This is a genomic window from Falsiroseomonas ponticola, assembly GCF_016805305.1.
GTDB lineage: Bacteria > Pseudomonadota > Alphaproteobacteria > Acetobacterales > Acetobacteraceae > Falsiroseomonas > Falsiroseomonas ponticola.
Genome location: NZ_JAERQN010000003.1, coordinates 110,118 through 128,982, shown reverse-complemented (window position 1 = coordinate 128,982; position 18,865 = coordinate 110,118). Strand labels below are relative to the sequence as shown.

Sequence of the window (18,865 nt, the reverse complement as noted above, 5' to 3'; positions counted from 1 at the left end):
GGCGGATGGCCGAGACACCCTCTGCCGGCTCCCGATCCTCCTCCGCCGGCGCGCTGCGCTGCGGGGTCTGCGGGACCGAGAGCCGGCACCCGCCCTTCCGCCCCGCGCCGCCGGAGCAGGCGCCGGACCTGGACCTGCGCCCCGGGGAGCCGGTGCGATCCTCCATGGCGCGCTGGCTGCAGCAATGCCCGGCCTGCGGCTATGCGGCGCCCGACATCACCCGCGCCCATCCGGCGGCGGCGGAAGCCGTGCGCGCGGCGCCCTTCCGCGCCCTGCTGCAGGATAGCACCACCCCACCGCTGGCCCGGCGCTTCCTGGCCTGGGCGCTGGTGCTGGAGGAGACGGGCGCGCTGCATGCGGCCGCCGAGGCGACGCTGCACGCGGCCTGGGTGGCGGATGACCTCGGCCGGCCGGACCTGGCGCGGGCCTGGCGGCTGGATGCGGTCGCGCTGTGGCGCGGCGGGCCGCCGCTGGATGCGGAGCAGACCGTGCGCATCATCGATGCGCTGCGCCGCGCGGAGGCCTGGGAGGATGCGGCGAGCACCGCCGAAAGCCTGGGCCTGACCGACCCGGCAGAGGCGGTGGCACAGGTGGTGGCGCTGGAGCGGCGGCTGATCGAGGCGCAGGATTCCGGCCGGCACACCGTGGCCAGCGCCCTGCCCCCGCCATCCCGGCGGCCGCATGTCAGCCACCACCGCGTGGCATCGCGCGGCGAAGGGTTCTGGGCGCGGATCAGGCGGCTGTTCGGGGGGTAGCAGGCGGCGTCGCCGCCCGCTTGCGCGCCCACGCCTCTCCAGGTATCGTTATATTATAACGTTACTTCGGAGACTGCCCATGCGACGGCGTTCCCTGCTCGCCCTGCCGGCGCTGCTGCTGCCAGGCCTGGCCCGTGCCCAGGGCGCGGCGCCGCTGGTCGTTGCTTCCTTCTCCATCCTGGGCGACCTGGTGCGGGAAGTGGCGGGCCCGCAGGTGCGGCTGCGCACCATCGCGGGGCCGAACGTTGATGCGCACAGCTTCCAGCCCCGGCCGAGCGATGCGGAGGCGCTGCGCGAGGCGGCGCTGGTGGTGCGCAACGGCCTCGGCTTCGATGGCTGGATGGACCGGATGGTCCGCGCGGCCGGCTATCGCGGCCCGGTCGCGACGGCGACCGATGGCATCACGCCGCGCATGATGGCGGGGCACGCCCACAACCACAGCCATGGCGGCGGCGCGGAGCGCCGGCAGAACCATTCGGTCGGCCCGCGCCAGGTGCCGGACCCGCATGCCTGGCAGGATCTGCGGCACGGCGCGCATTATGTGCGGGGCATCGCCTCCGCCCTGTCCGCCGCCGTGCCGGCGCAGGCGGGGGCGATCCAGGATGCGGCCGGGCGCTACGCCGCGCGGCTGGAGGCGCTGGATGGCTGGGTGCGGGCGCAGATCGCGGCGGTGCCGGAGGCGCGGCGCAAGGTCGTCACCAGCCATGACGCCTTCGGCTATTTCGGCGCGGCCTATGGCATCACCTTCCTGGCGCCGCAGGGCGTCTCGACCGAGGCGGAGCCGAGCGCCGGCGAGGTGGCGCGGCTGATCCGCCAGGTGCGGGCGGAGGGCATCACCGCCGTGTTCATGGAGAACATGGGCAACCCCGCCACGCTGGAACGCCTGGCGCGGGAGGCCGGCGTCGCGGTGCGCGGGCGGCTCTACGCCGATGCGCTGAGCGAGCCCGGGGGACCGGCCGCGAGCTACGAGGCTATGTTCCGGCACAATGTCGGGCTGCTGGTGCCCGCCATGCGGGGTGGCGCGGCATGAGGCGGCTTCTGCTGGCGGCGGCGGCCGCGATCATCCCGGGCGTGGCGGCCGCGCAGGCCCCCGCCCCCGGCTTCACGCCGCATCTCTCGACCGAGATCGATATCGGCTTCTACGGCGTCGGCACCACCAGCGCGACGGATCGCGCGCGCGGCGGCACCAGCATCTACAGCTTCGGCGAGATCGCGGCCGGGCTGCACCTGACGCCCAACTTCTCCCTGCAGGGCGTGCTGGCCTTCGAGCCGATCGGCGAGGGTGACAGCACCGGGGGCACGCCCGGCGGCAGCACCACCCTGTTCCGGCGCCAATCGGCCTTCCTCGAGGCGCTCTACGCCGAATGGAAGCCGGATTCGGACACCACGCTGCAGGCGGGACGATTCGTGGCACCCTTCGGGCGCGGGCACCACGACTTCCCGGGCATCCTGGCCGCGGTCCGGGCGCATGAGGTCTATGCGATCACGGACAGCCTGGGCGTCGCCGCCACCCATACCGCCTTCGTCGATCCCTGGTGGGGGGAGCACGACATTTCCGCAGCTGTCTTCACGCTGGATCGAACGTTCCTGTCCTCCACGCTGCTGACGCGGCGATCCTGCTGCGACGAGCGGTATGAGCGCTTCAACCGGAACACGCGCCAGCAGGGCGGGCCGGCCAATACCGGGCAGTTCGACAATGCGACCATCGCGCTGGATGGCGACCGCTTCGGCCTGCTGCCCGGCTTCTCCTACCACCTGGCGGTGCTGACGCGCGGCGCGGGGGATGACGGGACGGCGCGGGAATGGGGCTATGCCGCCGCCGCCCGCTACCAGGCGGATTGGAGCGCCAACCAATCCACCCTGTTCTTCGCGGAAGGCGTGCAGTTCCGCAACGCCGCGGCGCGGCCGCGCACCGAGGTCACGCTGCTCGGCTTCGATCCCGACAGCGGGGACGAGATCGAGACGGCGCTGGAGACGACGATCCGCGAGCGGCGGACCTTCACCACGCTCGGCCTGCGCCACCGCATCGGCGAATGGCGCGGCACGGTCGCCTGGCAGCGGGACCAGCGGAAGCGCAGCGTCGAGGCGCTGCCGACCGAGAACTACGTGGAGGCCTCCGTCGGGCGGGACATCCTGCCGAACGTCTCGCTGGATGTGGGCTACCAGTATGCCCGCTATGCGCGGGAGGAGGCGGGCGGCCTCGGCACCGCGCATGCCGTGCTGTTCCGGCTGGGCTGGCGGGGGTTCTGAACCCGCCCGGGCGGAAACCATCCATTCGCCCGGCCATGCGATCCTGACGCCTCGTGACGCGTTCGGCTATCCTGCGCGTCACGCGGCGGAAAGGTGGACTGGATGCGGTGGATCATGACCGGGGCGGCGGCGGCGATGCTGGCCGCGAGCCATTCCCCGGCCGGGGCGCAGGAGGTGCGCACCCAGGCCGGCTTCGTGCCGCATGTCAGCGGCGAGCTGGCGATCGACCTCTATGGCGTGTCCACCTATCGCGCGCCGTCGCGAACGGACCGCTTTCGCGACCTCTACACCAAGAGCGAGCTTTCCGCCGGGCTGCACCTGGCGGAGAGCTTCACCATCCAGGGCGTGCTGAAGTTCGAACCCGTGGCCGGCGGCCCGACCGACGGGCAGGACCGCGCCTTCCAGGACCAGGGAGCCTGGGTCGATGCCCTCTATGCCGAATGGCGGGCCGATCCGCGGCTGACGCTGACGGCGGGCAAGTTCACCGCGCCATTCGGGCGGGGCTGGGACAATTTGCCGGGCATCCGGCTGACCGACCAGGTCTCGATCTACGAAGTCTCGGAAAGCCTGGGCTTCGGGGCGCGGGCGACGGTGCTGGATGACGCCGATGGCTGGGGAGAGCATCGGCTCTCCGCCGCCGTCTTCACCTTCGACACGACCTCCCTCTCCTCTACCGCGATCACGCGCAAGCGCTTCGGGCGGGACGAGGCCGATCGCTACCGCCGCAACAGCCGGGGGCTGGGCGGCGCGGGCAATACCGGGGCGCTGGACAACGCCGCGGTGGCGCTGGAGGGGGAGCGGATCGGCGCCCTGCCCGGATTCACCTACCAGGTCGCGGTGCTGTCGCGCGGCGCTGGCACGGATGGACGCGCGCGGGAATGGGGCACCGCCATCGGCGCGACCTGGGAGATCCCCTGGACCGAGGAGGTCTCCACGACCCTGTTCGCGGAGGCGGTGCGGTTCCGCAACGCCGGCGGGCGGCCGGTGGAGGAGGTGGACGGCACGCCGGTGCCGATCAGCGAACGCCGCACCATCACCACGCTGGCGGCGCAGACCACCTATGGCCCCTGGCGCGCCTCGCTGGGCTGGCAGGTGGAGAACCGCGACCGCAGCGCCAATGGCGTGGCGCGCGCCACCTATCTGGAGGCGAGCGTGGGGCGGGAGCTGGGCCTCGGCTTCACCGCCGATATCGGCTGGTCCCGCGCCCGCGCGGGCACGGAGCAAGGCGGGCGCGGCAGCACCGATGCCGGGCTGGTGCTGGTGGGGTGGCGCCAGGGCTTCTGAGGCGCACCACGGCAGGGCGGGCTGGCGCGGGGGCACGGAAGGAATAGGCTCCGGCCACGTCCCGGAAGGAATCGCTGGCATGCCGCGCCGGATCATCGACCTGTCCCTCGCGCTCGAGAACGATGTCGCGGCGGACCCGCCGGGCCTCGGCCCGCATATCGAGTATCGCGCGCACAAGGAGACGGTCGGCCAGCTGCTGGGCTTCTTCCCTGGCATCCGCCCCGACCAGCTGCCGGATGGGGAGGGCTGGGCGATCGAGATGATCCAGCTGACCACCCATAACGGCACCCACCTCGATGCGCCCTGGCATTACGCCAGCACCATGGATGGCGGCGCGCCGGCGCTGACGATCGACCAGGTGCCGCTGGATTGGTGCATCGGGCCGGGGGTGAAGCTGGATTTCCGCGACATGGCGGATGGCCATGTGGTGAGTGCCGCGGAGGTGCAGGCGGCGCTGGCCGCGATCGGCCATGTGCTGCGGCCCGGCGACATCGTGCTGGCGAACACGGCGGCCGGCGCCTGCTACGGGCGCCCCGACTATGTCGCGCGCGGCTGCGGCTTCGGGCGGGAGGCGACGCTGTGGCTGACCGGCCAGGGCGTGCGCGTGGTGGGCACCGATGGCTGGTCCTGGGACGCGCCCTTCATCCACACCAAGGCGCGGGTGGCGGAGACCGGCGATGCCAGCCTGATCTGGGAAGGCCACAAGGCGGGGCGGGAAGCCGGCTACTGCCAGATCGAGAAGCTGACCAACCTCGACCAGCTGCCGCCGACCGGCTTCACCGTTTCCTGCCTGCCGGTGAAGATCAAGGCGGCGTCGGGCGGCTGGTGCCGGGCGGTCGCGATCCTCGACGATTAGGGCGTGATGAGGCCGAGGCGCCGCGCCGCCACCACGCGGTAGAGGCGGTCGCCGCGGAATTCCTCCTCGCAGCGGCAGGAATAGGCGAGCGAGACGTCGTGCTCGTCGTCGCTGGCGCAGGCGGCGGCGGCGATCTCCGGCCAGTCGGGGGCGGGCAGCGCGCGCATGGCCTCCGCTTCTTCCGCCGCGAGCGGCTGAGGAAAACCCATCTTCGGATAGACGGAGGCGATGGCCTGCCAGAAGAAGCGGATGGCGCGCTTCTGGTCCTCCGTCTTCAGGAGCGGCAGCACCAGGCGCAGCCAATGCGCGCCGGTCACGGCGTGGATGGCGCAGAATTCCATGGTGTGCGCCAGCACCAGCAGCGAATCGCGGGCGATGCGGTCCAGCGTGTCGTCGCGCACCTCCAGCCAGTCATGCACGGGCGAGAAGGCGGGCATCCGCGCCACCTTGCGCATGGCGTGCCAGAGCAGGCCGTCATCGAAGGTGAGCTCGGCCAGGGTCGGTTCCGCCGCCACGCGCGCCAGCACGCCGAGGGGTTCGGCCGTGACGGGCTTCAGGCCCACGCCCTCCCCCAGCGGCAGGTAGGTGGCGGCCCAGTAGCCGAGGCTGTCGGCAACCTCCTCCGCATCCCCGGCGTCGCGCGCATAGGCGAGGCGCATCAGCGCGTGCAGGGCGCTGGCGGCGAGGCCCGGCAGCAGGCGGGGCAGGTAGCGGCTGGCCAGCGCCTCGGCGGTGCCGAGCCGGGCGAGTTCGGCGCGGAAGAAGGCGCGGTAGGCCGCCTGGGCAGGGCGTTCGCCGAGGCGGAGCGTCCAGTTGAGCTGGGTGATGGTGACGTCGGAGGGTGGGGTGGGGGCCAGGTGGTTGTCGCGGAGATAGGCGTCGAGGAAGCGTCGCGCATCGGCTTCGGTGCCGCCCAGGCGGCGCTGGGCGTGCAGGACCATGGGGGTGTGGTTGGCGAAGGCCTCCCCGTATTCCGCGCTGAGGGATCGGGCCTCGGTCAGCGCGTCGGTCATGGGTGGGCCTGAACGATCGTCATGGAGCGATCATAGACTACCGGCGCGTGTGATGGGAGGCGGGTGCCACTGATGACGGTCCATGGGCGGTTCGCCCCTGGCGGGTGGGGTGTGGGGAGGGCGGAGCCCTCACCACGGGGACGGCGCCCATGGTGCCGCAAAAAGAAGAAGGACCGGCGCTGCGCGCCGGGATTCTCATGCCTCCGGCGGATTTTCCGCTCGCGGGGCAGTGCCCCGCGCCGCTACGCGGCCGCGGAAAATGGGCCCGGCAGGACTCGAACCTGCAACCAAGCCGTTATGAGCGGCCCGCTCTGACCATTGAGCTACGGGCCCGTGCCAGCGGGCCTCCCCTGCATCGCAAGGGCCGCGCCCTCATGCAAGCCCGGCGAGGACCTTCGCCGTGGCGCCGCTGATGTCACCGAGCTTCTCGCCCGCCGCGCAGCGCGCCTGGACGCCGAGGCCGCGTTCCTGGCGGGCGATGGCGGCGCGGGCCTCGGCCTCGGCCTCTCCGGGCGGCAGGATCAGAACGCCGGATTCGTCGGCCAGCACGGCATCGCCGGGCATGACGACGACGCCGCCGATGGCGACCGGCACGTTCATCCGCCCGCCGAGGTCGTAGATGCGCGTCGTGATCGGCGCCAGGCCGCGGCACCACAGCGGGAAGTCACTGGCCTCCACCTCCTCGATATCGGTGCAGGCGCCGTCCACGATGCCGGCCTTGGCGCCGGCGGCCTTGGCGGCGACGGTGACGCCGCCGCCCCAGCAGGCGTGGCGGTCATCGCCGAGGCGATCCACCACCAGCACGTCGCCCGGCCGCAGCAGGCCGAGCGCGTGGTGCAGCAGGGTCGAGTCGGGCCCCGGGATCTGGACGGTGACGGCCGTGCCGGCGACGCGGCGGCGCAGCAGGCCCTGGATCTTCCGGTCGCAGAAGCCCCAGTGGCGCCAATGGCCGACGGTCGCGGTCTCCGTCTTCTCCAGCAGTTCGATGACTTCCGCGCTGATCTGCCCCGGCATGGGTTCGACGACGTAGCGGGCCATGGATTCAGTTCCTTCCAACGGCGCGGGTGAAGCCGACCAGGCGTTCCACCAGCAGGACAACGGCAAGGGCGACGATGATCAGCGTCATCGCCAGCGCGGCGACGAGGGGGTCGGTGCGATTCTCGGCGTAGCGGAACATCTCGACCGGCAGGGTGGAGAGGCGGGGGCCCACCAGGAACAGGCTGATGACGGTCTCGTCGAAGGAGACGAGGAAGCAGAGCGCGCCGGCGGCGATCGCCCCGGGCGCCGCGATGGGCAGCGTGACGCGGAGCGCCGCCTGGAAGGGCGTGGCGCCGAGCGTCCAGGCGGCTTCCTCCAGGTCCTTCGGCACGGCTCCGAAGGCGGTGGTCATGATGCGGACGGCGAAGGGGATGGCGACCATGGCATGGGCCAGCACCAGGCCCGGCCAGGTGGCCGCGAGCTTCACGGGTTGCAACGCCAGCAGGAGGGCAAGGCCCAGCACCAGCGTCGGCAGCAGCAGCGGTGCCGCGAGGAAGCCGGCGATTGCGCCACGCCCGGGAAAGTCCAGCCGCGCGATGGCATAGGCCGCGGGTCCACCCGCCAGCAGCGCGATCACCGCGACGACGGCCGCCAGCACGGCAGAATTCCGGAGTGCAGCCATCAACTCGGCATTGGAGACAAGGGCCGCATACCAGCGCAGCGACAGCCCTGGCGGCGGAAAGGTGAGAAAATCGCCGGCGGAGAAGGAGATGGCGCAGACCAGCAGGGCCGGCGCCAACAGCAGCGCATAGCCGCAGATCGCGGCCAGGCGCAGCACCCAGCCCGGCCTCATCGCGCCACCTTCGCGACCAGGCCACGCAGCGCCATGGCCAGCGCCAGCGATCCCAGCAGCAGCATCGCCATGGCGGCAGCGGCGGGCCAGTCCACCGTCTCCAGCGCCAGGTCGAAGATTTCCGTGGCCACGACGAAGACGCGCCCGCCACCCATCAGCCGCGGCGTGACGAAGGCGGAGACGCCGAGCACGAAGACCAGCAGGAAGGCGGCGGCCAGCGCCGGCGCGGCGAGTGGCAGCGTGACGCGGAGAAAGGTCTTGGTGCGGGTCGCGCCGAGCGTGGCGGCCGCTTCCTCCAGCCGCGAATCCAGGCGCCCAAGCCCCGCGATGAGGACGAGGCAGGCATAGGGCATCAGGCTTTCCGTCAGGCCGATGCGCACGCCGGTCCAGTTGTTGATGAGCCTGACGGGATCATCGACAAGGCCGATCCAGGCGAGCATCGCGTTGATCATCCCGCGGTCGCCGAGGATCGCCATCCAGCCCACGATGCGGGCGGTGGAGGAGACGAGCAGCGGCGCCACGGCCATGAGGGAGAGCAGGCCGCGCCATTGCGGCGGCGCGCTCCGGATCAGCAACGCGACCGGCAGGGCGAGCGCGACGGCGATGGCGCCGCAGGTGGCGGACAGCGTCGCGGTGTTCCAGGCGAGCTCCCAGGTGAAATCATCCTCCACCAGCTTCGCCATGGTCTCGAGGCTGAAGGCCTCCTCCATCGCGCCCATGTCGGTGGTGCGGTTCAGGCTGATCCGCGCCAGCAGCGCCACCGGCCAGACGAAGCCCACGCCGAGGATCAGCGCGGCGGGGAGGCAGAGGAGCAGGCCGATCACGCCGCGAAGACCCGCAGGTCGGCGGCGCGGAAGCCGAGGCGCAGCGTGTCACCCACGCGCAGATCGGCGCCAGGCGAGCCGCCGGGCAGATCCGCGATCAGGCGGCCGGCGGGGGTGGTGAAGTCGAGCGTCACCAGGTCGCCCGTATAGGTGCGGCGCGACAGCGTCGCGGGCAGCGTGTTCTCCGCGCTTTCGTCCTCGCGCAGCGGGCGGACATGGTGGGGGCGGATGAAGATCTCGGCCGCGCCGGTGGCGGGCGTTTCCGTCGCGCGCAGCTCGGCATCGCCCACGCGCAGCAGGCCGGGCTGCGTGACGGTCGCGGCCAGGCGCGCGGCGCGGCCGACGAAGGTGGCGACGAAGCGCGTCGCGGGACGCTCGAAGATGTCCTCCGGCGTCGCCAGCTGCTCGATCCGGCCCTCATTCATCACGGCGACGAGGTCCGCCATGGCCAGCGCCTCCGTCTGGTCATGCGTCACGAAGACGGCGGTGGTGCCGAGGCGCTGCTGGAGCGCGCGGATCTCGTCCCGCACCTCCTCCCGCAGCTTGGCATCCAGCGCGCTGAGCGGTTCGTCCAGCAGCAGCAGGTCCGGTTGCGGTGCCAGCGCGCGGGCCAGCGCCACGCGCTGCTGCTGGCCGCCGGACAATTGCCGCGGCTTGCGGGCGGCGAGCGCGCCGAGGCCGACGAGGTTCAGCGCCTCCTGCACCCGCCCCGCACGATCGGCGCGGGCGTGGCCCCGCATCTCCAGCCCGAAGGCCACGTTCTGCGCCGCCGTCATGTGCGGGAACAGCGCGTAGGATTGGAACACCACGCCCATGTTGCGCTTGTGCGGCGGCAGGGCGGTGACGTCCCTGCCCTGCACGAGGATCCGGCCGGCATCCGGCGTCTCCAGCCCCGCGATCATGCGGAGCGTCGTGGTCTTGCCGCAGCCGGAGGGGCCGAGCAGCGCCAGCAGCGCGCCCTGGCCGAGATCGAGCGAGACGCCATCCACGGCGGGATGCGCCGCGCCGGGGAAGCGGCGCGTCAGGCTTTCGAGCTTGAGGTGGCTCATGCGAAGGCGGGCGCCGGCTTCAGCGGCCGGACGCCGAGATCACCTCGCGCCGCCAGCGCTGGTTCCAGCCATCGCGGAGCCGCACCATCTCGTTCCAGTCGAGCGGGATGACGCGGCTGCGGAATTCCGGCGCCAGCGCGGTGCGGGCCATCGCCTCCGGCGACACCTGCGCGCGCGTGTTGGTCGGGCCGTAGAACATGCGCTCCGTGAAGGCCTTCTGCGCATCGGCGGACAGGGCATGGGCGGCGAGGGCCAGCGCCTGGGCGCGGTTCTTGCTGTTGGCGACGATGTTGATCGTGTTGATCTGGAACACCGTCCCTTCCTCCGGCAGCACCACGCCGATGCGGCCCTGGGACTGGTCGCGGTAGAGCTGGGCGCGGGCATTCCAGCCGGTGGCGAAGCGGACCTGGTCGTTCAGGATCAGCGTGTAGCCATCGGGGTTCGGATCGAAGGTCTGCACCGCGGGCGCAATCTCCCGCAGCCGCGGCATGGCGGCGTTCAGGTTCTGCCAGGACCCGCCATGGGCATGCGCCAGGATCGCCGTCATCGCCAGGCCCTGGATATTGGGCGGCGCGGACAGCGCGATGCGGCCGCGATGCGCGGGGTCCCACATCGCCGCCCAGCGCGTCGGCGCCGGCGTGACCGCGCGGGTGTCGTAGACCATGACGAGGTGGTCATAGGTGACGGCCGGGCCGCAGGCGCCGCCGGAACTGCGTGCCTGGTCATCGAGCTCCGCGATGACCGGCAGGGTGGTTGCATCGATGCGCTCCACCAGGCCTTCCGCGCAGGCGATGGCGGCGGTGGTGACATCCATGATGACGACGTCGATCTGCGGATCGGCGCGCTGGGCGCGCAGCGTGCCGAGCATCTGCGCGCTGGTACCACCCTCGAAATACTGCACCGCCGTGCCGCTGCGCGCGGTGAAGGGGGCGATCACCGTCTGGGTATAGTTGTCCTTGAAGATGCCGGCATAGGCCTGGAGCGTGACGCGCCCCCCGCCCTGCGCCAGGGCGGGGCTGGCGGCGAGGAGGGCCGCGGCGGCGTAGGCGAGGATGCGCATGAGGGGACTCCCGGCAGGTGAGTGCCGGGAGCATCGCCCCGAAGCGTGCCGGCTGCCAAGGGATAAGCCCGGGCGGCCGCTGGATGGAAGAAACCCCGCCGCCGCGGCTCCGTCCTTCCGCCGGACGGAAGGAATCGGCCGCCCGCGGCCACGGGGCGGAAAATCAGTTCGCCAGGAAGGCCCGGATGCGATCGGCGATCGGCGCCATGCCGACCACGCCGTTGAGGTGGCCAAGCGGGCCCGTCACCTCCGCGAAATCGACCGGGCGGCCGAGGCGGCGGAGCAGGGCCACCATCTCCGTGTTGTAGTCCAGCATGAAGACGCGGTCGGTCGGGCTGGCGACGACGAACCAGCGCGCCTGGCTGCGGCGGAGTGCGGCCTCGCTGTTCTCGTATTCATGCAGGAAGAGCTGGTTCGCGCGCGTCAGGTAGAGGAAGTGGTTGGCGTCGGAGACACGGGCGCGGGCCAGCGCGGCCTCGTCCAGGAAGCGCTCCACCTCGAACCGGTCGCCGATGCGGCGCAGCGGGTCCTGGCCTTCCGCGGCGCGGCGGCCGAAGCGGGCCATGGCGGGGCGGTCCTGCGCCTGCACGGTGACGATCTTCAGCGCCTCCGCCAGGCCGCGCGTCGGCGGTTCGCGCCCCTGGGCGTAGTAGTCGCCATTGTTGAAGTTGGGGTCGAGCCGGATCGGGCTTTCCCAGATGTCGAGCCAGGCGATGGCCCAGGGATCGAATTCGGAACTGCCGATCACGGGCATCACGCGGTCGATCATCTCCGGATAGGCGGCCGCCCATTCGATGGCCTGCAGCGCGCCCATGGAGGCGCCGGTCACCAGCGCCAGGCGCCGGACGCCCAGGCTGTCCAGCAGGCGCTTCTGCACCTCGATGAAGTCGCGCATGGCGATGACGGGGAAGTCGAGCGCCCAGGGGCGGCCGGTGGCGGGGTTCATGGAGACGGGGCCGGTGGTGACCGTGCGGCCATCGCGCACATTGAGGTTCACCAGCGTGTCGGAGGAGATAACGAAGTAGCGGTTGGTGTCGATCGCCTTGCCCGGGCCGATGATGGCGTCCCAGTAGCCCGCCGGCTGGCCTTCGGCGTAGCGGCCGAAGGCGTGGCTGTTGCCGGAGAAGAAATGCGTGACGATGACGGCATTGTCGCCGGCGGCATTCAGCGTGCCCGCGGTCTGGTAGCCGATGCGGATGGTGGGGATGGTGGCGCCGCCCCGCGTGACGTAGCCCGTGGTCTCGAAGACCTTCTTCTCCACGATCTCCGTGGCCCCGGGGCTCGAGGCAGGCGCCTGGGCCATGGCGGGGGCCTGGGCACAGGCCCCGAATGCCAGGGCGGCGGCAAGCAGCAGGCGGCGGTTCATCGGACGGGTCCCTCCCCAAGGGTTGCGGGCATGGTGATCCCGGGCCGGCGCATGGCGCAAGTGCCGACCGCCGCGGGGGCGAGGGTGCGCTACCGCCCCGGAAGGGCTTGCGCTACAACGCCGCCACCAACCGCTTCCCGCCCCCTGTTTCCAGAGGTCCAAGCCCCATGAACCTGGCCAAGATCCCGACCGGCAAGGCCCCGCCGCACGACGTCAATGTGGTGGTGGAGATCCCCCAGGGCAGCCAGGTGAAGTACGAGCTGGACAAGGACAGCGGCGCGGTGGTGGTGGACCGCTTCCTCTTCACGCCCATGGCCTATCCTGCCGCCTATGGCTTCATCCCCGGGACGCTGGCCGATGACGGCGACCCCGCGGATGCCCTGGTGCTGACCCCCGCCCCCGTGGTGCCGGGCTGCGTCATCCGCGCCCGCCCGATCGGCGTGCTGCACATGGAGGACGAGGCCGGGTCGGACGAGAAGCTGGTCTGCGTGCCGCATGACAAGGTGCACCCGATGTATTCGGGCATCACCAGCGCGGAGGAACTGCCGCAGATCACGCGGGCGACGATCGAGCACTTCTTCGCCACCTACAAGGACCTGGAGTCCGACAAGTGGGTGAAGGTGCGCGGCTGGGGCCCCGCCAGCGAGGCGGCGGAGATCATCCTGAAGTCCATGGCCGCCTACAAGGACGAATCGAAGGAATAGCCCCGCCCGCCCCGCCCGGGGCGCGCTTTTCCCGCCAGCATGACGCCGTGACCGGGCCGCGCGACTTTTTCTGTCGCGCGGCAACCGTGTGGCGTTGCCAGGGCCTTGCGCCCCCGGCAAGCTTTCCCCAGCCCGGCTACCGGGCCTAAGGCAAGGGCGCCCGCGCCCCCGCCCCGGCCCCCGGCCAGGCCATTCAGCAAACCCAGGAACCTGGGAGCAGAGGGGGAGAGGCTGCCTTGATGACGCTATCGTTGTTGCTGATCATCGCGCTGGGCGGGCTTGCCATCGCCTACAGCGTGGTGACGGCAAAGGATATCCTGGGCCGGGATGCCGGCAATGCACGGATGCAGGAGATCGCGGCGGCGATCAGCGAAGGCGCATCCGCCTACCTCAAGCGGCAATACACCACCATCGGCATCGTGGGCGTGGTGCTGTTCTTCGTCATCCTCGTGGCCTTCGGCTTCGGCGGGCATGCCTTCGCGGTGGCGATCGGCTTCCTGATCGGCGCCGTGCTGTCCGGGGCCGCGGGCTTCATCGGCATGAACGTCTCCGTCCGCGCCAATGTGCGCACGGCGCAGGCGGCGACGCAGTCCCTCGCCTCCGGCCTCGATGTCGCGTTCAAGTCGGGCGCCATCACGGGCATGCTGGTGGCGGGCCTCGCCCTGCTGGGTGTCGCGGTCTACTTCATGATCCTGGTGCCGATCGGCGGCTTGGCCGCCAATTCCCGCGTCGTCATCGATGCGCTGGTGGCGCTGGGCTTCGGCGCCTCCCTCATCTCCATCTTCGCCCGCCTCGGCGGCGGCATCTTCACCAAGGGCGCCGATGTCGGTGGCGACATGGTGGGCAAGGTGGAAGCGGGCATCCCGGAGGATGACCCCCGCAACCCCGCCACCATCGCGGACAATGTGGGCGACAACGTCGGCGACTGCGCCGGCATGGCGGCGGACCTGTTCGAGACCTATGCGGTGACGATGGTCGCCACCATGGTGCTGGCCGCCATCTCCTTCGGCGCGGATGGGCGCATCGCGGGCATGGTCTTCCCGCTGGCCATCGGCGCGGTCTGCGTCGTGACCTCCATCATCGGCACCTACTTCGTGAAGCTGCCGCCCAGCAACAACATCATGGGCGCGATGTACCGGGGCTTCATCGTCACCGGCGTGCTGTCGCTGATCGTGCTGCTGCCGCTCTGCTACATCGCCTTCGGCACCGGGACGGTGACGGCGGGCGGCCACAGCTTCGGCGCCTTCAGCCTGTTCCTCTGCGGGGCCGTGGGCCTGGCGGTGACGGCGGCGATCGTCGTCGTGACGGAATACTACACGGGCACGGATTTCCGGCCCGTGCGGTCCATCGCGGAAGCCAGCCAGACCGGCCACGGCACCAACGTGATCCGCGGCCTCGCCGTCTCGATGGAATCGACGGCGCTGCCCGCGCTGATCATCATCGCGGGCGTGCTGGCGGCCTATGGCCTGGCGGGGCTCTACGGGATCGCCATCGCGACGACGACGATGCTGGCGCTGGCCGGCATGGTCGTGGCCCTCGATGCCTTCGGCCCGGTCACGGACAATGCCGGCGGCATCGCGGAAATGGCGGGGCTGCCGAAGGAAGTGCGCGTGTCCACGGACGCGCTGGACGCCGTCGGCAACACCACCAAGGCGGTGACCAAGGGCTATGCGATCGGCTCCGCGGGCCTCGGCGCGCTGGTGCTCTTCGCGGCCTATACGCAGGACCTGAACTACTTCATCGCCAACCCCGCCACCTACCCCTACTTCGCGGGGATCGGGGCGATGACCTTCAGCCTGTCCGACCCCTATGTCGTGGTCGGGCTGCTGTTCGGCGGCCTGCTGCCCTACCTGTTCGGCGGCATGTCGATGACGGCCGTCGGCCGCGCCGCCTTCGCGGTGGTGGAGGAGGTGCGGCGGCAGTTCCGGGAGAAGCCGGGCATCATGACGGGCGCGGACAAGCCGGATTACGGCCGCGCGGTGGACATGCTGACCAAGGCCGCGATCAAGGAGATGATCATCCCATCCCTGCTGCCGGTGCTGAGCCCGATCGTCGTCTTCGTCGTGATCCTGCTGATCGGCGGCAAGGCGGCGGCGTTCAGCGCGCTCGGCGCCATGCTGCTCGGCGTCATCGTCACGGGCTTCTTCGTGGCCGTCAGCATGACGACCGGCGGCGGCGCCTGGGACAACGCCAAGAAGTACATCGAGGAAGGCCATTTCGGCGGCAAGGGCAGCGACGCCCACAAGGCCGCCGTGACGGGCGACACCGTCGGCGACCCGTACAAGGATACGTCGGGCCCCGCGGTGAACCCGATGATCAAGATCACCAACATCGTGGCGCTGCTGCTGCTGGCGATCCTGGCGCATAGCTGAGGCGAGGCGCCGCAACGAGGAAGGCCGGCGGGGCAACCCCGCCGGCCTTTTTCATGCGTGCTACACGCCGAAGACGGAAAGGCTTTCCTCGAACACCGCGGGCCCCTCGCCCGGGCGGGCCCAGGCACCGATCACGGCGGTGCTGTCCACCGTCACCATGCCGGCCGTGACGCGTTCCCCATACACCGTGATGGTGCCGAGCGCGTCGCCATTCGCGCCGGCGGTCAGGCGCAGGATGCTCTCCGCCACGCGGTCGCCATTCACGTCGCGCCAGGTGATGCCGGCCAGCACGACGCCATGGCCGCGCAGCACGATCGCATCGCCGCTGCTGGCGCTGAAATCGGTGATGACGTCGTCGCCGATCCCCTCCAGCCAGCGGTCATGGGCAGCAAGGCTTTCCGTCGCCGCCACCGCCGCCCAGTCGATGCGGCCATCCGGCAGCAGGTGCCTGGCCGCGGCGGCATCGCTGGCGCCCGTCAGCAGGTCGAAGCGGAAGATGTCGGCGCCGGCATCGCCGGTCAGGCGATCCGCCGTCGCATCGGGCAGCGGCACGGTCACGCGCGCGCCGCCGCCGATGGGCGCGGGTTCGCCGGCATCGGACCGGCTGAGCAGGAGGTCGGCGCCGCTGCCGCCGCGCAGCGTATCCGCGCCGAAGCCGCCGAGCAGCGAATCATTGCCCGCGCCGCCATCCAGCGCATCGTCGTCCCGCCCGCCCAGCAGCAGATCCGAATCATCATTGCCGGAGAGGCGGTCCGCCCCCGTGCCGCCGCGCAGCGTATCCGCGCCCGCGGCGCCCGACATGCCATCGCCATCGGCGCCGCCCAGCAGCAGGTCGCCATCCTCCCCGCCATCCATGTTGTCCGCGCCGTCATCGCCCGACAGCGTGTCGGCCCCTGCCTCCCCCCGCAGCGCGTCGGTGCCGGTGCCGCCGGACAGGCTGTCCGCCCCGGCGCCGCCCAGCAGGCGATCGGCATCGCCCTCCCCCAGCAGCGTGTCGTTGTCGTTGCCGCCACTGAGCCAGTCATTGCCGGCACCGCCCACCAGCGAATCCGCGCCCGCCACGCCGCGCAGCGAATCCGCGCCGGCATCGCCGGCCATCACGTCATTGCCGGCGCCGCCTTCCACCTCGTCATTCCCGTCGCCGGCGGTGAGCGTATCGGCGCCGCGGCCGCCGACCAGGCGGTCATTCCCCGCATCGGCCTGCAGCAGGTCGGCATCGTCGCCGCCCTCCAGCGTGTCATTGCCGCTTCCGCCATAGAGCCGGTCGCGGCCGCTGCCGCCGGCCAGGGCATCGTCGCCGGTCTCGCCGAACAGCGTGTCGTTCTCCGCCTGCCCGTTCACCGTGTCGTTGCCCGCGCCGCCGCGCAGGCGGTCATTGCCGAGCGCGCCCCAGAGCTGGTCGTTGCCGGTGCCGCCATCCAGGCTGTCATTCCCCTCATCGCCCGCCAGCCGGTCATTGCCGATGCCGCCCAGCAGCGTGTCGTCGCCCTCGTCGCCCTCCACCCAGTCATCGCCGAGGCCGCCGGCCACGACATCCTTGCCGAGGCCGCCATGGAGGTCGTCATTGTCGGCGCCGCCATCGATGGAATCGTCGCCCTCCCCGCCATCGGCCCAGTCGCGGCCGGCGCCCATGTCGATGGTGTCGGCGCCGCCCATGGCCTTCAGCCCGTCATCGCCGCCCATCATGCGGAAGGTCTCGGCGGTGGCATCCCCCTGGTGCCAGGTGCCGGCATCGCTGCCCTCCACAAGCGCCCGGCCGAAGAGGAGGTAGTTCAGCCAGGTCGCGACATCGCCGATATCGGCATTGGCGTCGCCATCCTCGTTGCGGAAGCGCTGGTCCACGATCTCGAAGCCGATGTGGTAGATGCCATCCGCGATGGTGTTGACGAAGTTCTCGTCGAGGAAGCGGCTGTTCGCGCCATCGTTCTGCACCAGGTGGAAGCCGGTCTCGGTGCCGTTCTCGTCGTCGCCATGCAGGTCGATGAAGCGGGCGAGCCGCGCCTCGTCCGCGCGGATCCAGGCGCTGGCGGCGGCGACCTCCGCCGCGGTGATGCGGCCATCGGCCCGGGCGCCGCCGGCATCGAGGGCGGCCAGCACCAGCTGGTTCAACTGGTTCGCCGCGCGCGCGCCGCCCATGATCTGGTCCGCGGCGGTCCCGCCGGCGAGCCCGCGGTCGGTCACGATGACCTCCACGATGTCGTCGAGGCCGGTGCCGGTACTGGCGACATTGGCGAAGAAGTAGTCGAGCCAGGCCGCGACATCGGCGACGGTCTGATTCTGGTCCCCGTCCTCGTTCACGAAGCGGTCGCCATCGGCGGTCGCCACGATGTCGAAGCCGATGTGGTAGAGGCCGTCGGCGACGGTGTTGACCAGGTTGCGGCCGAACATCGAGGTCCAGGCCCCGTCATTCTGCACGAGGTGGAAGCCCGTCTCCTCATCCGTGTCGGCGTCGTCGTCGCCATGCAGTTCGACGAAGCGCGCTTCCCGCGCGGGATCGGCCTTGAACCAGGCATTGAGGGCCAGGACATCGGCGGCGGAGATGACGCGGTCCGCATCCAGGCGCAGGGTCCTGATGCCTTCCGTGATCATCAGGCTGAGCCCGTTCGCGGCCTGGGCGCCGGCCAGGATCTCCTCCCGCGGGATCTCGAAGCGAAGGCCGCGGTCGGTCAGGATGAGATCGACGATCTGGTCGATCCGCCCCCTTGCGGTGCTGGTGCCGCTGACGGTGGCGATGTCGAGATCGGCATGGGCCAGGGTGAAAGCGCGCATGGATGGGGCTCCGTCGATCGGACGGGCACGTCCAGGCTAGCCCGCCCGGCAGCTGCGCTGCGGGGACGGGAAAGGGTTAACAACCTTTGGTAGTCTTGTCCCGCAAAGAATCAGCCATGGCGCGCAGGCTTCCCAGCGGGGAAAGGCGCGCGGTCAGACCTTCAGCCGCTCCGGGATCGCCAGCCCCAGCCGCAGCGGCACGGGCCAGACCTCCCGCACCGTGCGGACCACGCGGAAGCCGGCGGCCTTGTAGTTGGGCAGCGCACGGGGATGGTCGGCGGTGCAGGTATTGACCGTCAGCGCGCGCGGATGCTCGCCCCAGGCCTCGTCCACCGCGTGGCGCAGCAGGGCGCGGCCGGCGCCGAAGCCGATGGCGTGCGGCATCAGCCCGAAATAGGCGAGGTTGGTGCCGTGGTCCCCGCGGCGCTCCAGCTCATAGAACCCGGCCGGTTCGCCGCCGTGGTAGAGGACGTGGATGCTGATCTCATGCCGCGCCAGCAGGGATGCGATCTCGCTGTCCGGCATGGTGCGGCGCAGCCACCAGACATAGTCCCGCCCGACCGTGTCGTAGAGGTAGCGGTAGAAGGGCACGGAGCATTGCGCCACGCGCTGCACGGCGCTGCCGCGCGGCAGGGCCGGGGCAGCTTCGTCCGGCGGGCTGTCCATGCGGAGGAAGGTGACATCCACCGCGATACGCTGGACCGGTTCACGGGCCACGGCGATGGTCGCCAC

16 protein-coding genes and 1 tRNA gene are annotated in these 18,865 nt (G+C 71.2%); 7 read left to right on the top strand and 10 right to left on the bottom strand.

The annotated features are described in order from the left end of the window. Nucleotides 1–5: 5 nt before the first annotated feature. From JJI54_RS11115 to JJI54_RS11095, 5 genes are all read left to right on the top strand, one after another. Nucleotides 6–755: a hypothetical protein gene (locus JJI54_RS11115; protein WP_203073055.1), complete on the top strand. Its 750-nt coding sequence runs from the start codon at nt 6–8 to the stop codon at nt 753–755. Between the two features lie 79 nt (nt 756–834). Continuing rightward, complete coding sequence (locus JJI54_RS11110; protein WP_203073054.1) at nt 835–1,785, top strand: metal ABC transporter solute-binding protein, Zn/Mn family; 951 nt, start codon at nt 835–837, stop codon at nt 1,783–1,785. Further along, nucleotides 1,782–3,005 carry a hypothetical protein gene (locus JJI54_RS11105; RefSeq protein ID WP_203073053.1) on the top strand — a complete coding sequence of 408 codons (1,224 nt, stop codon included), beginning with the start codon at nt 1,782–1,784 and terminating at the stop codon, nt 3,003–3,005. The genes JJI54_RS11110 and JJI54_RS11105 overlap by 4 nt, the downstream gene beginning before the upstream one ends. A gap of 102 nt (nt 3,006–3,107) precedes the next feature. Further along, on the top strand, nt 3,108–4,289 hold the full coding sequence (locus tag JJI54_RS11100; RefSeq protein ID WP_203073052.1) for a hypothetical protein: 1,182 nt from the start codon (nt 3,108–3,110) through the stop codon (nt 4,287–4,289). 79 nt (nt 4,290–4,368) lie between these two features. Next, nucleotides 4,369–5,145, top strand: a complete 777-nt coding sequence (locus JJI54_RS11095; protein WP_164696770.1) for a cyclase family protein — start codon at nt 4,369–4,371, stop codon at nt 5,143–5,145. On the opposite strand, the gene JJI54_RS11090 is transcribed toward JJI54_RS11095, so the two are convergent. From JJI54_RS11090 to JJI54_RS11055, 8 genes are all read right to left on the bottom strand, one after another. After that, nucleotides 5,142–6,158, bottom strand: coding sequence for a questin oxidase family protein (locus JJI54_RS11090; RefSeq protein WP_203073051.1), 1,017 nt, complete (start codon nt 6,156–6,158; stop codon nt 5,142–5,144). The two genes, JJI54_RS11095 and JJI54_RS11090, sit on opposite strands and share 4 nt — an antisense overlap. 260 nt (nt 6,159–6,418) lie before the next feature. Continuing rightward, nucleotides 6,419–6,491: transfer RNA gene (locus tag JJI54_RS11085), tRNA-Ile, on the bottom strand. A gap of 39 nt (nt 6,492–6,530) precedes the next feature. Next, nucleotides 6,531–7,196: an RraA family protein gene (locus JJI54_RS11080; protein ID WP_203073050.1), complete on the bottom strand. Its 666-nt coding sequence runs from the start codon at nt 7,194–7,196 to the stop codon at nt 6,531–6,533. A gap of 4 nt (nt 7,197–7,200) precedes the next feature. Then, nucleotides 7,201–7,989 (bottom strand): ABC transporter permease, encoded by a 789-nt coding sequence (locus JJI54_RS11075; protein WP_203073049.1) that lies wholly within the window; start codon nt 7,987–7,989, stop codon nt 7,201–7,203. Beyond that, nucleotides 7,986–8,813 carry an ABC transporter permease gene (locus tag JJI54_RS11070; protein WP_203073048.1) on the bottom strand — a complete coding sequence of 276 codons (828 nt, stop codon included), beginning with the start codon at nt 8,811–8,813 and terminating at the stop codon, nt 7,986–7,988. Before JJI54_RS11070 ends, JJI54_RS11075 begins: the two co-directional genes overlap by 4 nt. After that, entirely contained in the window at nt 8,810–9,862 is a 1,053-nt protein-coding gene (locus tag JJI54_RS11065; protein WP_203073047.1) for an ABC transporter ATP-binding protein, read from the bottom strand. The genes JJI54_RS11070 and JJI54_RS11065 overlap by 4 nt, the downstream gene beginning before the upstream one ends. Nucleotides 9,863–9,881: 19 nt before the next feature. Then, nucleotides 9,882–10,922: an extracellular solute-binding protein gene (locus JJI54_RS11060; protein WP_203073046.1), complete on the bottom strand. Its 1,041-nt coding sequence runs from the start codon at nt 10,920–10,922 to the stop codon at nt 9,882–9,884. Nucleotides 10,923–11,085: 163 nt separating this feature from the next. Then, complete coding sequence (locus JJI54_RS11055; protein ID WP_203073045.1) at nt 11,086–12,288, bottom strand: E22 family MetX-like putative esterase; 1,203 nt, start codon at nt 12,286–12,288, stop codon at nt 11,086–11,088. A 167-nt stretch (nt 12,289–12,455) separates the two neighbouring features. On the opposite strand from JJI54_RS11055, the gene ppa reads away from it, so the two are divergent. Beyond that, on the top strand, nt 12,456–12,992 hold the full coding sequence (gene ppa, locus JJI54_RS11050) for an inorganic diphosphatase (RefSeq protein ID WP_203073044.1): 537 nt from the start codon (nt 12,456–12,458) through the stop codon (nt 12,990–12,992). 239 nt (nt 12,993–13,231) lie between these two features. Beyond that, nucleotides 13,232–15,364, top strand: a complete 2,133-nt coding sequence (locus JJI54_RS11045; RefSeq protein ID WP_203073043.1) for a sodium-translocating pyrophosphatase — start codon at nt 13,232–13,234, stop codon at nt 15,362–15,364. Nucleotides 15,365–15,424: 60 nt separating this feature from the next. On the opposite strand, the gene JJI54_RS11040 is transcribed toward JJI54_RS11045, so the two are convergent. Together JJI54_RS11040 and JJI54_RS11035 are read right to left on the bottom strand one after the other, a co-directional pair. Then, nucleotides 15,425–18,133: a calcium-binding protein gene (locus JJI54_RS11040; protein WP_203073042.1), complete on the bottom strand. Its 2,709-nt coding sequence runs from the start codon at nt 18,131–18,133 to the stop codon at nt 15,425–15,427. A 153-nt stretch (nt 18,134–18,286) separates the two neighbouring features. Beyond that, nucleotides 18,287–18,865, bottom strand: coding sequence for a GNAT family N-acetyltransferase (locus JJI54_RS11035; protein ID WP_404817618.1), 579 nt, complete (start codon nt 18,863–18,865; stop codon nt 18,287–18,289).

Excerpts from the sequence above, each read along its gene's own strand:
- JJI54_RS11040 (WP_203073042.1), bottom strand. The coding sequence starts at position 18,133 with ATGCGCGCTTTCACCCTGGCCCATGCCGATCTCGACATCGCCACCGTC.
- JJI54_RS11105 (WP_203073053.1), top strand. The coding sequence starts at position 1,782 with ATGAGGCGGCTTCTGCTGGCGGCGGCGGCCGCGATCATCCCGGGCGTG.
- JJI54_RS11060 (WP_203073046.1), bottom strand. The coding sequence starts at position 10,922 with ATGCGCATCCTCGCCTACGCCGCCGCGGCCCTCCTCGCCGCCAGCCCC.
- ppa (WP_203073044.1), top strand. The coding sequence starts at position 12,456 with ATGAACCTGGCCAAGATCCCGACCGGCAAGGCCCCGCCGCACGACGTC.
- JJI54_RS11055 (WP_203073045.1), bottom strand. The coding sequence starts at position 12,288 with ATGAACCGCCGCCTGCTGCTTGCCGCCGCCCTGGCATTCGGGGCCTGT.
- JJI54_RS11100 (WP_203073052.1), top strand. The coding sequence starts at position 3,108 with ATGCGGTGGATCATGACCGGGGCGGCGGCGGCGATGCTGGCCGCGAGC.
- JJI54_RS11095 (WP_164696770.1), top strand. The coding sequence starts at position 4,369 with ATGCCGCGCCGGATCATCGACCTGTCCCTCGCGCTCGAGAACGATGTC.
- JJI54_RS11045 (WP_203073043.1), top strand. The coding sequence starts at position 13,232 with ATGACGCTATCGTTGTTGCTGATCATCGCGCTGGGCGGGCTTGCCATC.
- JJI54_RS11090 (WP_203073051.1), bottom strand. The coding sequence starts at position 6,158 with ATGACCGACGCGCTGACCGAGGCCCGATCCCTCAGCGCGGAATACGGG.
- JJI54_RS11110 (WP_203073054.1), top strand. The coding sequence starts at position 835 with ATGCGACGGCGTTCCCTGCTCGCCCTGCCGGCGCTGCTGCTGCCAGGC.
- JJI54_RS11075 (WP_203073049.1), bottom strand. The coding sequence starts at position 7,989 with ATGAGGCCGGGCTGGGTGCTGCGCCTGGCCGCGATCTGCGGCTATGCG.
- JJI54_RS11115 (WP_203073055.1), top strand. The coding sequence starts at position 6 with ATGGCCGAGACACCCTCTGCCGGCTCCCGATCCTCCTCCGCCGGCGCG.
- JJI54_RS11080 (WP_203073050.1), bottom strand. The coding sequence starts at position 7,196 with ATGGCCCGCTACGTCGTCGAACCCATGCCGGGGCAGATCAGCGCGGAA.
- JJI54_RS11065 (WP_203073047.1), bottom strand. The coding sequence starts at position 9,862 with ATGAGCCACCTCAAGCTCGAAAGCCTGACGCGCCGCTTCCCCGGCGCG.